General features: G+C 64.1%; 12 protein-coding genes. 4 read left to right on the top strand and 8 right to left on the bottom strand.

The window, feature by feature from the left end; all coding sequences use genetic code 11:
• Positions 1–42: 42 nt before the first annotated feature.
• The 4 genes from CH302_RS22820 to CH302_RS22805 all read right to left on the bottom strand — a co-directional run bounded on the left by CH302_RS22820 (position 43) and on the right by CH302_RS22805 (position 4312).
• Complete coding sequence (locus CH302_RS22820; protein ID WP_037187493.1) at positions 43–1374, bottom strand: MCE family protein; 1332 nt, start codon at positions 1372–1374, stop codon at positions 43–45.
• A 131-nt stretch (positions 1375–1505) separates the two neighbouring features.
• The gene (locus CH302_RS22815) at positions 1506–1961 is read right to left on the bottom strand and encodes a hypothetical protein (RefSeq protein ID WP_037188815.1); all 456 of its coding nucleotides are present in this window, start codon (positions 1959–1961) and stop codon (positions 1506–1508) included.
• 49 nt (positions 1962–2010) lie between these two features.
• Positions 2011–3252: a DUF6745 domain-containing protein gene (locus CH302_RS22810; protein WP_037187495.1), complete on the bottom strand. Its 1242-nt coding sequence runs from the start codon at positions 3250–3252 to the stop codon at positions 2011–2013.
• 76 nt (positions 3253–3328) lie between these two features.
• The gene (locus CH302_RS22805; RefSeq protein ID WP_094634117.1) at positions 3329–4312 is read right to left on the bottom strand and encodes a sugar-binding transcriptional regulator; all 984 of its coding nucleotides are present in this window, start codon (positions 4310–4312) and stop codon (positions 3329–3331) included.
• Between the two features lie 121 nt (positions 4313–4433).
• Here CH302_RS22805 and CH302_RS22800 point away from each other — a divergent pair, with 121 nt between their 5' ends.
• The 3 genes from CH302_RS22800 to CH302_RS22790 are packed head-to-tail and all read left to right on the top strand — an operon-like array spanning position 4434 to position 8505.
• On the top strand, positions 4434–5288 hold the full coding sequence (locus tag CH302_RS22800) for an MIP/aquaporin family protein (protein ID WP_032379865.1): 855 nt from the start codon (positions 4434–4436) through the stop codon (positions 5286–5288).
• Positions 5285–6802: a glycerol kinase GlpK gene (glpK, locus tag CH302_RS22795; protein WP_037187500.1), complete on the top strand. Its 1518-nt coding sequence runs from the start codon at positions 5285–5287 to the stop codon at positions 6800–6802. The genes CH302_RS22800 and glpK overlap by 4 nt, the downstream gene beginning before the upstream one ends.
• The gene (locus CH302_RS22790; RefSeq protein ID WP_037187502.1) at positions 6799–8505 is read left to right on the top strand and encodes a glycerol-3-phosphate dehydrogenase/oxidase; all 1707 of its coding nucleotides are present in this window, start codon (positions 6799–6801) and stop codon (positions 8503–8505) included. The genes glpK and CH302_RS22790 overlap by 4 nt, the downstream gene beginning before the upstream one ends.
• A 135-nt stretch (positions 8506–8640) precedes the next feature.
• Here CH302_RS22790 and CH302_RS22785 read toward each other — a convergent pair whose 3' ends face one another.
• Positions 8641–9066, bottom strand: coding sequence for a hypothetical protein (locus CH302_RS22785; protein ID WP_052047320.1), 426 nt, complete (start codon positions 9064–9066; stop codon positions 8641–8643).
• Between the two features lie 369 nt (positions 9067–9435).
• Positions 9436–11478, bottom strand: a complete 2043-nt coding sequence (glgX, locus tag CH302_RS22780) for a glycogen debranching protein GlgX (protein WP_037187505.1) — start codon at positions 11476–11478, stop codon at positions 9436–9438.
• 123 nt (positions 11479–11601) lie between these two features.
• Between glgX and CH302_RS22775 the strand changes: the two genes are divergently transcribed.
• Positions 11602–13983 (top strand): ATP-binding protein, encoded by a 2382-nt coding sequence (locus CH302_RS22775; protein WP_037187507.1) that lies wholly within the window; start codon positions 11602–11604, stop codon positions 13981–13983.
• Here the strand turns inward: CH302_RS22775 and CH302_RS22770 are convergent.
• Positions 13977–14363 (bottom strand): DUF5313 family protein, encoded by a 387-nt coding sequence (locus CH302_RS22770; RefSeq protein ID WP_037187510.1) that lies wholly within the window; start codon positions 14361–14363, stop codon positions 13977–13979. The two genes, CH302_RS22775 and CH302_RS22770, sit on opposite strands and share 7 nt — an antisense overlap.
• Positions 14360–14851: a MarR family winged helix-turn-helix transcriptional regulator gene (locus CH302_RS22765; protein WP_052047321.1), complete on the bottom strand. Its 492-nt coding sequence runs from the start codon at positions 14849–14851 to the stop codon at positions 14360–14362. The genes CH302_RS22770 and CH302_RS22765 overlap by 4 nt, the downstream gene beginning before the upstream one ends.
• Positions 14852–14951 lie beyond the last annotated feature (100 nt).

The raw sequence follows: 14951 nt of genomic DNA, 5'->3' as shown, positions 1-14951 counted from the left end.
GCGCTCGTCGACGGGGCATGCGGACCATTCAATCAGTAGGTCCTAGCTGAACGTGACCTGCGTTCCTCTGAGCGCGGGAGCGCCGACCGTCGTGGTCCAGGACGGCACTGCGTCGGGCGAGATCCCCGTGGCCCCGCCGTAGACGACGGCCAGAGTCTGCTGCTCGGTGACCGAGTTCGCGTACGACGCGGGCACGGGGGAGAACTGAGGAACCGGAAGTGACGGGATGTCCTGTTCGCCGGGGTTTCTCGACGGCACCTGGTACGAGCCGTCGTTGGGGGAGCCGCCCGGGTACTGCGGGAAGTATTCGCCGGTCGAGCGGTCGAGCGAGGAGTAGCAGGTCGGCCCGCGGTCCTGCTCGAACAGTCGCGGTTCGTCCTGGTTCGGTAGGTACCGACCCTTCGGGTTGACGAACGGCATCGAGACGTTGATGCCGGGATACTCGTCACCTTCGCCGAGCAGGATCTTGCCGCGTCTGGCACCCTCGGCGAACTGACCGACGGTGCACCCGAGAGCCGGGGAGAACTCGGCGAACACCTCGAGTGCTTCGCGGGAATTCGCGGCCAGCCCGATGAGATCGGCAGAGTTGGCATCGAGGAAATCCGCGGTCGTGCTCGAGGCCGACGTGATCGAGGAGTACAGCGTTTCGAGGGCCGGCCGCTTCTCGACGACGGTGTTGCCGGTGGTCCGTAGGTTGTCCAACGCGTTGATCAACTCGGGAGCCGCATCGGAGTAGGTCTGCGAGAAGTCGGCGAGCCCGCGCAGGTCCTCCTGGATCGCGGGCAATTCGGTGTTGAGCCCGGCAAAGATGTTTTCGAGTCTGTCGATCGTGAGGCCGAGTTTCTCACCGCGACCGCTCAGACCCTGTGCGAGTGCGCCGAGGGTGTTCGACAGGTCCTCCGGCGGCACTGCCTGGAGCAGCGGCAACAGGCCGTCGAGCACCTGTCCGACCTCGATCGCGTTGCCGCTGCGATCCTGCTTCAACACCGTGCCCTCGGTGATCGGCGACCCGGGCCTGCCGTCCGGCAGAACCAACGCGACGTACCGTTCGCCGAACAGTGTCTTCGGCAGCAGTCGCGCCGTGGCGTTCGACGGAATCATCTCGGCCATGTCCGGCTCGATGGCCAACTCCGAGGTGACGACGCCACCGGCCGTCGTCGCCGATCGCACTTCGCCGACGATCATTCCGCGAACCTTGACGTCGGCGTTGCTGGGAAGTGCGTTGCCGACGGAATCGGTCTCGAGGGATACCGTCACGACGTCCTTGAACGTCTTGTTGTACGAGGTGACACTCCACCCGACGAACATGACGATGAGTACGACGAGACCGATTCCGAGGAGTCGGTTCTGGACCGGCGAGGGGGAGCCGGTCATGGATGAGTCGCAACGACGACAGCAGTCATGTCGCGAACCTTAGTGGTACACAACGTCACACTTACTACCGAAGATTGGTTTGTGAGATGGACCTAGCACTTCGGCAATAATGTGATGTGCGCCATACCGTGTCAGTCGGCAATCAGCCGGGGGGAATGGAACCAGCCGCCCTGCCCACCTTCACGCTGACGGCCGATGACGTATCGACCCGGAGCGATTCCGGTGGCTCCGTGTTCGGGGTGAATGAGGTACGCCGTCTGCGAGTTGGTCAGGATGCCCAGAGCCAGGCCCCGGACATCGTGAACGGGACTCGCCCACGAGCACCATCCGCCGTCGGCGACCAGGCTGTGCGGGTTGCCGCCTGCGGCGCTGCGCAGTAGTTCGATACCCGTCAGTGGCACGTTCTCGCGCCGGGTCTGTTCGGTGGGGACGACTATGCCGTCGAGCAGTGCGTACGGTACGACGATCAGATCGCCTTGAGCTTGCAGGCCGTCGATGACGGGCACGGATATCTCCTTGTCGAGATAGTCGAAAACGTCGAGACCGGTGAGGTCGGTCAGTGCGGACAGGGTGATGTTCGAGTTCATGTGTTTCACCTTGGGTGTGTTGAAAGGGGTGTGGTGTCGAGATGTGGTGTCAGGTTCTGCGGAGCAGTCGGCCGTAGTCGGCTCCGGCCAGACCGTAGGTCCAGCCCGCGGCGTCGACCGCGGACGAGAACGCGCCGGGGACGCGAAGGCCGTAGCGACGGCGTTCGCCGTCCCGTTCGCGAGAGCCGTTGACGGCAAGCAGTATTCGCCCCTCGTCGCCCCATCCTGCGGGTGTGGCGAACAGTTGCAGGGTGCAACCGGGATTGCCCGGATCGTCGTCGGTGTCGACCAGTCGCAAACCGGCTCGATCCAGATAGGCATCCCAGCCCATTCGTTCGATGGCGCTTCGTCGGATCTCGACGTTGCGTTCGACGGTGATGCGCTCGACCGTCGGATCGTGGATCACCCACTTGGGAACCACGGTCCCGTTCAGGACGTGGACACCGCTGCCGTCGCCGAACTCGACCGCGGGAGAGGACGAATTGTGCAGTCGCACTTCACCGTGCACCGGATCGGGAATCGGTTCGGTGTGCAGAGCCGTCGGCCGTTCGGACATCACTGCGATGTCGTCGAACGCCCACCACCATCCCGTCGATTCGACGAGGGCTGATTGAATGTCGAGAAGTTCGTTGTCCTCGCGCCCGAATGTCATGAGGCCGAAGGAGCGATAGATGTCGTAGTAGGCGACGCGATGGGCTTCCTGTTGGCCGTACCAGGTGATACTGCCGAAGGGGTGCGGCGCGAGGGATCGGACGGCCGTGGCCACGCCGTCGAAGAGGCTGGTGTGCAACGAGTTCCGCACGGTTCGGCGGATGATCGGATCGGGACTGATGCCGGCCCGGGCAGCGTCCTCCGGACTTCGGGTGGCGACGGTGACACGCGCTTCTCGATCGCCCCGCACATTCGGATTCTGGTGGAAATACCACCGCGGCCATTCGATTCTTCGTCGATCGATTCGCTGGTCCATCCGGTGTCGAGAATCGGACAGAACGGTTGCGATCCGGGCTGCCACACTTGCATTCTTCGCCAATGTCCTGGCGGTGATCAGCGCTGCAGCAGCTGGAGGAGAGGGCACCCAGACGAACTTGGGCTCCCGGTATCCCGATCGTCGATATAGTTGTGCCACAGCTGATTCCGCGGCTGTTCTGTCGGAGGGGCCGGCCTTCAGGCCGTAGTCGAGCCATCGATCGCGCTGCGCGCAGACCGCACGAATGCTCTCGGCATAATCATCGGGATTGTCACTGAATGTGCCTCGACGGGGAAATGTCGACGGCATCGGCACGGCGCTCACGTGAGGGAGGCGGTGTCCGCCTTTCCGGTTGTCATGAAGAAAAGAGTGACACGAGAATGGGATGAGCGCAAGAGGGTCAGCCGCGCGAGCGGAGGATCAACTGGGCCGCACTGATGTCGTCGATGACGAGGTCGGTGATCAACCCGCCGCGCAGCGCGGCGGTGAGGGCGTCGAGTTTGGACGCTCCTGCGACGATGCAGACTCGGCGCGGTACCACCTTGAGTCGGTCCAGGCTCGGTCCACTCGATCTGTCGTTCAACGCAATTCGATCGTGGCTGCCGTCGGACCGCAGGAACACGGTGGCGATGTCTCCGACGACGCCGTCGCGTTGGAGCTCGGCTCTGTCCTCGCGTTCGAGGTAGCCGGCGCTGTAGACGTGACTCGGAACGGCGCCGCTCATGACGCCGATGCTGAACACGGCGAGGTTCATCCGATCCTGCAGTTCGAGTACTCGCTTGATGCTGCGTTCGCGCCACAGGTGTCTGCGGGTTTCGGGGTAGTCGAAGAATGCGGGCACCGGAAATCCCTGCGCCACAGCACCGTAGGCGTCGGCGAAGGTTCGGACGATGTCGGTGGCGTAGGAGACGCCGGTGGTGCGGGTGTTCGCTGCACCGTTGAGCTGCACGACGGTCGAGTTGTGGGTTCGTTTGGGTGCGAGCTTGCGACTGACGGCGCTGACGGTGGTTCCCCAGGCGACGCCCATCACCATGTCGGACTCGAAGAACGATGTCAGCAATCGGCCTGCGAAGGTGGCGACGCGATCGAGGCGCTGCAGTTCGTCGACGGTTTCCGACACGGGGACGACATGTGCACGAATGTCGTACAGATCGGCGAATGCGCGCTCGATTCGTGGTGCCTGGCCGAGGGGGGTGGAGATCTTGATTTCCACCAGTCCTGATGCCCGCGCGAACGTGATGAGTCGCGAGACTGTCGACCGAGATACGCCCAGCTCACGGCCGATCGCCGCCATCGTCATGTCCTGAAAGTAGTAGAGGCGCGCCGCCTGGGTGGCATGGCCGGTCCGCAGATCCGATTCGGGCGCACTACGTTGGTCCGTCACCATCGCAGTGTACGACCGCTTTGCACATATGTGCATCAGCTGTGCAACGCAGTGCAGGCCGTCTACCGTGGCAAACAGCACGCAATGTGGCGTGCATCACCAACTTTGCGGAGGCTACACAATGGCTCGTAAGGAACCGGAATGGGGACTGCCGGCGCACATGGCTGCCGAGTTCGCCGGAACCATGATTCTCATTCTGTTCGGCGTCGGCGTCGTCGCGCAGGTCGTTTCGGGGGGTGAATCGGGAAGTCTCGGAGACCACGACTCGATCGCCTGGGCATGGGGGCTGGGCGTGATGTTCGGCATCTACGTCGCGGGCCGTATCACCGGCGCACACCTCAACCCCGCGGTCACGATCACGTTCGCACTCTTCCGCGGATTCAGCTGGAAGATGGTTGCGCCCTACATCCTCGCGCAGACCGCAGGGGCCTTCGTGGCCGCGCTGCTGGTGCGCTGGAACTACAACGACATGATCAACGCAGTGGACCCCGGGCACACCACCGCCACCCAGACGATCTTCTCGACGCTTCCCGGAAACGGAACGTTGCCCGTCAGCGTGTCCTCGGCACTGATCGATCAGATCATCGGCACCGCGATCCTGCTGTTCCTCATTGTGGCCGTGACCGATTCGCTCGGCACCGCACCGATGGCCAACATGGCTCCACTGATCGTCGGCCTCATCGTCGTCGCCATCGGCTTCGCATGGGCCACCAACGCCGGATACGCGATCAACCCGGCCCGAGATTTCGGACCTCGCCTGGCGTCGTACATCACCGGTTACGGTGGAGCCTGGCGTGATCAATACGGCGGCCTGTACTTCTGGGTCCCGATCGTCGGACCTCTCGTAGGCGGACCGATAGGAGTGTTCCTGTACGACCTGCTCATCGGAAAGAACCTACGCAAACAAGAAGGTTCGACGCCCGAGCCGCCATCACGACTCCCAGCAGATACCCAGACCACAGGAGAGAAGCCATGACCGAGTTCGCAGGAAAGTACGTCGCCGCGATCGATCAGGGAACCACGTCTTCACGCTGCATGATCTTCGATCACGCGGGCACCGTCGTCGCGGTCGATCAGAAGGAACACCAGCAGATCTTTCCGCAGGCCGGTTGGGTCGAGCACGACGCATCGGAGATCTGGGACAACGTGCGCGCCGTCGCGGCCGGTGCCATGGCCGCAGCGGATCTGACGCGTGAGGACATCGCCGCAGTCGGTATCACCAACCAGCGTGAGACTGCGCTGGTGTGGGATCGCAAGACGGGCAAGCCGATCTACAACGCCATCGTCTGGCAGGACACCCGTACCGATCGCATCGCCACCGCCCTCGGCGGCGGCGACGCCAACAAGTACACAGCCAAGACCGGCCTGCCCCTGGCCACCTACTTCTCCGGGCCGAAGATCAAGTGGATCCTCGACAACGTCGACGGTGCACGGGCCAAAGCCGAAGCGGGAGAGCTGTGTTTCGGCAACATGGACACCTGGGTGCTGTGGAACATGACCGGCGGGGTCGACGGCGGGTTGCACTACACCGATCCGACCAATGCCTCGCGCACCTTGCTGATGGACCTGGACACCCTGCAGTGGGACGAGAGCATTTGCGCGGACATGGACATCCCGATGTCGATGATGCCCGAGATCCGCTCGAGCTCCGAGGTGTACGGCACCGGCCGTGAGCGCGGACCGTTCAGCGGAGTGCCGATCGCAGGCATCCTCGGCGATCAGCAGGCAGCGACCTTCGGGCAGGCCTGCCTGTCTCCCGGTGAAGCCAAGAACACCTACGGCACAGGCAATTTCGTGCTTCTGAACACCGGTACCGAAAAGGTCATGAGCAAGAACGGCTTGCTGACCACGGTCTGCTACAAGATCGGCGACCAGCCGACGGTGTACGCACTCGAAGGTTCCATCGCCGTGACGGGCTCGCTCGTGCAGTGGCTCCGCGACAACCTGGGCATGATCTCCTCGGCCGCGGACATCGAGACCGACGCACGGTCGGTGGACGACAACGGCGGCGCGTACTTCGTGCCCGCATTCTCTGGACTCTTCGCCCCGCACTGGCGCTCGGACGCCCGCGGTGCCATCGTGGGATTGACGCGGTTCGTCAACAAGGGGCATCTGGCCCGTGCCGTCCTCGAAGCCACCGCGTACCAGACGCGTGAGGTGATCGAGGCCATGAACGCCGACTCCGGTGTCGATCTCGAGGTACTCAAGGTCGACGGCGGCATGGTCGTCAACGAGCTGCTGATGCAGTTCCAGTCCGACATCCTGAATGTCGACGTGGTGCGTCCCGTCGTGGCCGAAACCACCGCTCTCGGAGCGGCGTACGCGGCAGGCCTCGCCGTCGGATACTGGGCGAGCGAGGACGACATTCGTCAGAACTGGGCCGAGGACAAGACATGGACACCGTCCATGGACGAAGACCAGCGGGCGAAGCTCTACGCCGGCTGGAAGAAGGCAGTAACACGTACTCTCGATTGGGTTGATGAAGAATGAGTTCCACCACAACGGCTTTGAGTCCACAGTCGCGCGCAGATGCGCTTGCGAGGATGGAAGCCGAAGAGCTCGACATCCTGGTGATCGGCGGCGGCGTCGTCGGCGCGGGAACAGCGTTGGACGCAGTGACCCGCGGATTGAAGGTGGGCCTGCTCGAAGCGCGGGACTACGCGGCCGGCACGTCCAGCCGCTCGAGCAAGCTGTTCCACGGCGGTCTGCGCTACCTCGAGCAGTTCAACTTCGCGTTGGTGTTCGAGGCGCTGAAGGAGCGTTCGCTGGTACTGAACAAGCTGTGCCCGCACCTCGCTCGTCCGGTGCCGTTCATCTATCCGCTCGAGAAGGTGATCGACCGTCCGTACGTCGGTCTCGGCATCGGCGTGTACGACGTCATGGGTGCCGGACGCGGTGTCCCGAGTCATCACAAGCATCTCGGCAAGAAGAAGACGCTCGAATCCTTCCCGTCCGGTAAGCGTTCGGCGATCCGCGGTGCGGTGAAGTTCTACGAGGGTCAGGTCGACGACGCGCGGCACACGATGATGCTTGCTCGTACCGCGGCTGCCTACGGTGCGTTGTGCGCCAACAGCACTCGCGTCACGGGGTTCCTGCGGGAGGACGACAAGGTCGTCGGCGTCGTGGCGAGCGACCTCGAGACGGGCCGGTCCTTCGAGGTCCGGGCCAAGCAGGTCATCAACGCCGCGGGTGTCTGGACCGACGAGGTGCAGCAGATGGTCGGTGGGCGTGGACAATTCCAGGTCCGCGCCTCCAAGGGCGTGCACCTGGTGGTGCCGCGCAATCGCATCAACAGTGCCACCGGCATCATCACGCGTACCGAGAAGAGTCTGCTGTTCGTCATTCCCTGGGGCAGTCACTGGATCATCGGTACCACCGATACCGACTGGAAGCTCGACCTGGCTCATCCGGCCGCGAGCCAGAGCGACATCGACTACATCCTGGGCCACGTGAACAAGTTGCTCGCCGATCCGCTGGATCGCACGGACGTCGTCGGCGTGTACGCGGGATTGCGTCCGTTGCTGTTCGGCGAATCCGATTCCACCAGCACTCTTTCGCGCGAGCATGCGGTGTCCAGCCCGGTACGCGGACTGACCGTCATCGCCGGTGGCAAGTACACCACCTACCGCGTGATGGCCAAGGATGCAGTCGATTCCGCGGTGCACGGGCTCGAGCGGACGGTACCGAAGTGCGTCACCGAGGACATTCCTCTCGTCGGTGCCGACGGTTACCTCGGTGCGTTCAACTCCCGCGCGCTGACGGCCGAACGCACCGGGATGCGCGTCTCACGCGTCGAGCATCTGCTCGGTCGGTACGGCACTCTGATGGGTGAGTTGTTGGATCTCATCGACGCCGATCCCGAGCTCGGTAAGCCTCTCGAGAATGCACCGGAGTACCTGAAGGCCGAGGCCGTCTATGCCGCGAGTCATGAAGGCGCGCGGCACCTCGAGGATATTCTGACGCGTCGTACGCGCATCTCCATCGAGGTTCCCGATCGCGGGGAGGCAGCGGCCGAGGAAGTGGCGCATCTCGTCGCACCGATCCTCGGGTGGGACGCTCAGCACGTCGCCGAGGAGATCGAGCACTACCGGCTTCGTGTTCTCGCAGAACGGGATTCGCAGGAGCAGCCCGATGACGACACTGCCGATGCAGCACGGCTCGGGGCACCGGACGTGCGCGCCGGGGTGAGTTGAACCGTCAGTCGAGTGGTTCGGTGAGGTAGCGGCACAGATTGGGCCCTACCCACCGAACCACTTGCTCGTGACTCCGCTGCGGCACAGCACTGGTCTACCCCCCGAGTGCTGTGCGCTGCGTGGTCGAAGCCGTAGTCAGCGGCGATCGAGGACCCTGTTCAGGGCTGCGACTGCCTGCTCGGAATCCCGAGCAGTAATCACTGTGCGACTACCATCCTTCTTCTCGATGCTCACCGCGGTGCCTGAGCGCAGCACAATGCCGGTATCGCCCTTGGTGTTGAACCGAAGACCCCAGCCTGCCCAATCGCGCATCGGGTGCACGTCGGTGACAGATGCACTGTCGATCTCGTCGGCGCTGATCTGCACCCGCGGCCATCCATACGTTGCCCGCGCTTCGATGCCCGCGTCGGAGACTTTCACCGACCAAAATGTCAGGCAGCCTGCCACGAGCATTGCCAAGACCAGGCCGACCAACGCCCAATTTCCCACGTAGATCAGTAGAACGATCGACGCGATTGTCAATGCGGCGAAAGCGGTCGCGAGGGCTCTGCTGCCTGCCATTCCGCGCCAATCACTGGGTGTGCCTTTCCCTCGCATCGCAGTTGCCCTCTCCGGGTGTGCCCGCAACGATGTTCCATGCTGGCACGTCGGCTGTTTCCAGATCGCACATCGTGAATCATCGCTGCCGCCGATGCTCTCCGGGGCGTGCCCAACGGCGACGACCGCCGGTCAGCGAGGATCCAACGCCTGTAGCGTACCGATCAGTTTCGTTGTTGAGTACTTGATCGGGTTGATCCCAATGCTTCGTTGGGAAAAGCGCGGTCGGGGGTGGAACCCAGCACGCGCAACGAACACGCCCTGGTGGGACCCGCGCGCGCCGGACGCCCTGGAATCAGGCGGGTCGCAGCGCGATCTGGAACAACGAACCGATCAGCCCTGCAGCAACGTGAACGAATGCTCTCGGATCAGGATGGACGGGCCACCGGCCTCGTAGGCCTGGTCCGGGTCGCTCGAGGTCGACTGAGTCCACGCGCCCTTCGGCAGGGTGAATTCCACGGTCCCGGGTGAGGCGTTGACCATCCACGCGAACGACGCATCTCCCTCGCCTGCGCGCATCAACACCAGGATGCTGTGCGCATTACCGTCCGACCAATCCTCGTCGGACAGCTTCTCGCCGTCGGCGCGGTAGAAGTCGACGGTGTCCGGGCCGGCTCCCTCTTCCTCGGAATCGCTGTCGTGGCGGAACCAGGTGGGACGCAAGGCCGGGTGCTCGGTGCGGAGCGCGATGAGATGGGTGGTGAAGTCGATGAGGTCCTGATCGGCTGTGCTCCAGTCGAACCAGGAGACCTCGTTGTCCTGGCAGTAGGCGTTGTTGTTGCCGTTCTGCGTTCGGCCGAGCTCGTCGCCGCCGAGGATCATCGGAACTCCGGCCGAGAGCAGCAGCGTGGCCAGGTGGTTACGTTGCTGGCGGGCCCGCAGCGCGTTGACGCCCTCGTCGTCGGTCGGGCCCTCGGCTCCGCAGCCCCACGAGCGGTTGTCGGACTCGCCGTCCTGGCTGTCCTCGCCGTTCTCCTCGTTGTGCTTGTCGTCGTAGGAATTCAAGTCGGCCAACGTGAAACCGTCGTGTGCGGTGATGAAGTTGACGCTGGCCAACGTGGGTCGACGGGTGCTCTCGTAGACGTCAGGGCTGCCGGTGACGCGCTGAGCCAGTGCGGGAAGCGCACCGCCCTCGCCGCGCCAGAAGTCACGGACGTCGTCGCGGAACTTACCGTTCCACTCCGACCAGCGGGCCGGGAATCCGCCCACCTGATAGCCCTGGGTGTCCCACGGTTCGGCGATGAGCTTGACCGGGGCCAGTGTCGGATCCTGATGTACCAGGCTCAGGAATGCGCTGTGCACGTTCAGGTCCGAGTCCTGGCGAGTCAGGGTGCTGGCGAGGTCGAAGCGGAAGCCGTCCACGTGCATCTCGGTCACCCAGTACCGCAGCGAGTCCAGGATCAGCGCCAGGGCTGCGGGATGGCCGACGTTGAGACTGTTGCCGGTACCCGTCGTGTCGTAGTACGCGCTCCGGTCGTCGTCGACCAGTCGGTAGTGCGAGCCGTTGTCGATTCCCTTGAGGGAGAGCGTCGGTCCGAGATGGTTGCCCTCGGCGGTGTGGTTGTAGACGACGTCGAGAATGACCTCGATGCCGTTCTCGTGCATGGCCTTGACCAATGCCTTGAACTCGTCCACCTGGCCGCCGGTGTCCCCGCTGCTGCTGTATTCGTTGTGCGGCGCGAAGAAGCCGATGGAGTTGTATCCCCAGTAGTTCCGCCGCCCTTCCTCGAGCAGATGCGAATCCTGGACGAACTGGTGGATCGGCAGCAACTCCACCGCGGTGACGCCGATGCGCTTGAGATGCGCGATCGCGGCGGGGTGCGCCAGGCCGGCGTACGTTCCTCGAATATCCTCGGGTACATCGGGATTGGTGGCGGTGAATCCCTTCACATGAACCTCGTAGACGACCGTCTTGTCCAAGGGTGTGCGCGGTGACTCGTCGCCGGACCAATCGAAATTCGACTGCACCGCAACGGAATACGGCATGTGAGGCCCCGAGTCCTCGTCGTTGCGGGTCTCCGGCTCGGCATGCAGATGCGAGAAGACCGACTCGTTCCAATCGACCTGACCGGTGATGGCGGTTGCATACGGGTCGAGGAGCAACTTCGCCGAGTTGTGCCGCAGCCCCGACGCGGGATCCCACGGGCCGTCGACGCGCAGTCCGTAGCGGGCACCCGGCGTGACATCGGGAACCAGATCGTGGAAGACGTGGCCGGTGAGCTGCGTCAAAGGCGTTGTACTGCGCTCTGTTCCGTCGTCGTTCAGCACGACCACGGACACCGAATCCGCTGTTTCGGAGTAGACGGCAAGGTTGGCACCGTCGGTGGACAGTTGCGAGACACCCAGGGGATACGGGAGGCTTGATGAGGAGGGCATGCTGGCCGCTGTACCCCCAGGAAGGACGAGCGAAACGCCTGCATACCGGCCGTTCGGCTACTATCGATGCCGAGATTGCGCCCGTAGAATGTCCGCGGAACGCAGGTTACGAAGGACGAGGCGATGAATTCCCCACAACCCGACGGCAGTTCGGCCCAGCTGGACGAGCTGTTTCCGGGTGACAACGCCACCGACGCGCGTTTTCGCGAGCTGGATTGGACGGCGACCGATCTGGGACCGGTGGAGAGCTGGCCGCAGGAGTTGGTGACGGCCGTACGAACCGTCATGCCGTCGACGATCCCGATGCTGATCTGGTGGGGTCCGCAGCTGGTGCAGATCTTCAACCACACGTACACCGATTTCCTCGGGGCGAAGTTCCCGGACGCTGCGGGTCAGCGAGCCAGTGACTGTTGGTCCGAAATGTGGGACTACGTCGGCGGATTGTGCACGCAGGTGATCGATGACCGGAAGCCGGTTCACGGTGTTCGGCAGATGTTCCTGATGAATCGTCACGGCTACCCCGAGGAGACGTACTGGACCTTCTCGTACAGCCCGATCTTCGGAGCGGGCCGCACGGTACTCGGCGTGTTCGTCGCGACGACCGAGGTGACCATGCAGGTGCTCGGCGAACGCCGGATGCGTGCGCTGCTCGCCCTGGGGTCGCTGACCGGTGACGACATCGGCGGTCCCGTGGGGATCTGCCGGCGCGCCGTCGAGGCATTGGGCAACGAGGCACGTGAGTTCCCCCTCGTGGCGGCCTACCTGCGCCGCGGGTTGTCCGACGACGGAGAACTCGACCACATCGCGACGTCGGGTGCGGTCGGATGCGAAGCCGCAACCTGGGACCTCGCACACGTCGTCGACGTCTCGGACGGACGGCTGATCCGTTCGACCGTCGACGTCGACGGGGCCGTCGCGAGCGCTGTGGTCGTTCCGTTGGCCCTGGCAGGATCGGTTCGGCCCGTCGGAGCCCTGCTGATCGGAGTCGACGAATACCTCGCTCAGGACGACTCCGTCGAGTCCTTCCTCGTTGCGGTGGCCGAGCGAGTGTCAACCGCACTGACCGCCTCGCACGCCTTCGAGATGGAGAGACGACGGGTTGCGGCACTGGCGGAGGCCGACGAAGCGAAGACGCGTCTGCTCGAGAACGTCGGACACGAGTTCCGCACTCCCTTGACCTTGCTCACCGGTCCGCTGGATGCGGTACGGGGGAGTGTGGCGTCGACGCTGACGGAGTCCGACCGAGAGTCCCTCGATGTCGTTCACCGTGCGTCGATGCGACTGCGCAGGCTCGTCGACGATCTGTTGGACGTGGTCAGCGCGGATGCCGGTCAACTCGTCGCGCATCCCGAGCCGACCGACCTCGCCGCGGTGACGCGCGATTGCGTGTCCATGTTCGCGTCGGTCGCCTCGGATCGAGGACTCGAGCTCGTCTCCGACGCAGGGGAGGACGTGGTCGTCCTCATCGACTGCGAGATGTGGTCGAAGATCGTGTTCAATCTCGTCGCGAACGCCGTGAAGTACACCCCGTCCGGTCGGATCTCCGTACGACTGAGGGGCGACACCGACACCGTTCGCCTCGTCGTGGCCGATACCGGGCTCGGCATCCCCGCCGACGATCTGCCGCGCATCTTCGAGCGGTTCCACCGCGTCGAACGATCCGGCGCACACAGTATCGAAGGCTCCGGCATCGGGCTGGCCCTCGTATCGGACCTTCTCACCGCCCTCGGCGGGCGTGTCGACGTCGACAGCGAGGTGGGCCGCGGCAGTGTCTTCACCGTTGTGGTGCCGCGCCTACCGGTGGAGGCCGCCGCAGCCGTCGAGCGGCCCGCAGCCGCTGCCGATTCGGTGTCGGCGATCTTCGCCTCGAACGACTCGACGACGGTGACCGCCGACCGAGCGGACATCCTGCTCGTCGAAGACAACGTCGATTTGCGCAACTATCTCGTGCGCCTACTGATCGCCGAGGGCTGGTCCGTCACGACCGCGGGCGACATCGAGACCGCACTCGACAGCGCCCGATCGACGAAGCCGGGGCTCGTACTGTCCGATGTGATGCTTCCCGGTCGCAGCGGTCTGGAACTGGTGGACGAGATCCGCCGCGACGACGACCTGCAGCGGGTGCCGGTGATCCTGCTGACCGCCCGAGCGGGAACCGACTTCGTGCTCGACGGCCTCGGGCGCGGTGCCGAGGACTACATCGTCAAACCGTTCCACGACCGCGAGCTGGTGGCCCGCGTTCGAGTGCACCTCGAACTGTCCCGCATGCGCGAGCAGTTGCTCGAAGAAAGCGACAACCAGGCCGCGACACTGCGCAGTGCCCTCGACACCCGTGCGGCCATCGGCCGTGCCGTCGGAATCCTGATGTCGGTGTACCGCATCGACGCCGACGCGGCCTTCGCGCAACTGACCGAACTGTCGCAGAACTCGAACCGCAAAACTCGCGACCTGGCAACCATGATCGCCGACGACTTCACCGCTGGGCTCGGCCGCGAGGGTCAGTGATTGCGGCGGTAGTTCTCGCGTTCCCGTTCGAGTTCGGCCGTCTTCTTCTCGCTCTTCAGGTCTGCCGGTAGCCCGTGGATCTCGAGGCGTCGGGCGCGGTTCTGGTCCATGTACGCCGCCGTGTAGAACAGCGCGAGCAGCAGGCTGAGCAGGACCATCGAGGCGCGCAGCCAGATCGCTCCTGGGAAGAGGACGAAGAATCCGATGAAGATCGGTAGGAACGGAATCATCGACCGCAGGATGTGACGCGGCGTCGCTCCCGGCCCGACGAGATCGCGTCGAACCCAGTCCTGCATGGAATCGGGGAGTTTGCGGCCGAGGACGGCGTAGCCCAGCCATTGGTCGAAGCGGGGACGGGTGCGGGTCGGGCGAGTGTTCACGACAGTGCTCCTGCTGCGATGGCCGCGTCGTTGACGCGGGTGAGGACGCGTCGCAGTTCGTCGAGCTCGGCGAGTGACGCGCCGAGCTTCGCCACGACGGCGGGTGGGATCTTCTCGGCCTTCTTGCGGAGCGCGGCCCCGGCCGGAGTGAGCGCGACGAGCAGAACGCGCTCGTCCTCGGCGCTTCGATTACGGGTGAGCAACCCCATCGACTCCAGACGCTTGAGAAGCGGCGAGAGGGTGGGCGAGTCGAGCTGCAGTGCCGATCCGATGGCTTTGACCGACATCGGCGACTCGCCCCACAACGCCAGCATCACCAGATACTGCGGATGCGTCAGTCCCATCGGCTCGAGCAGTGGCCGATACACCGACAGCACGGCACGGTTGGCGACGGCGAGCGCAAAGCAGACCTGGCGATCGAGCGCGAGTAGATCTTCGGTGGTCGTCACGCCGTCGAGGCTACCAGGAATACTTAGTGCACTAACCATTAGTGGACGACTTGATATCCAAACTGAGAACTCGATGCCCGAAAGGTGTTGCGAAAAGGGGCGAATGCTCGTGCGGTGATGTGTTGTCAGAGTCCCGGTC

Origin of the sequence: Rhodococcus sp. 15-2388-1-1a (assembly GCF_002259145.1) — a bacterium.
In the GTDB taxonomy this organism is placed as follows: domain Bacteria; phylum Actinomycetota; class Actinomycetes; order Mycobacteriales; family Mycobacteriaceae; genus Rhodococcoides.
The sequence above is the reverse complement of the archived record's forward strand: the minus strand, read 5'-3'. Positions and strand labels throughout refer to the sequence as shown.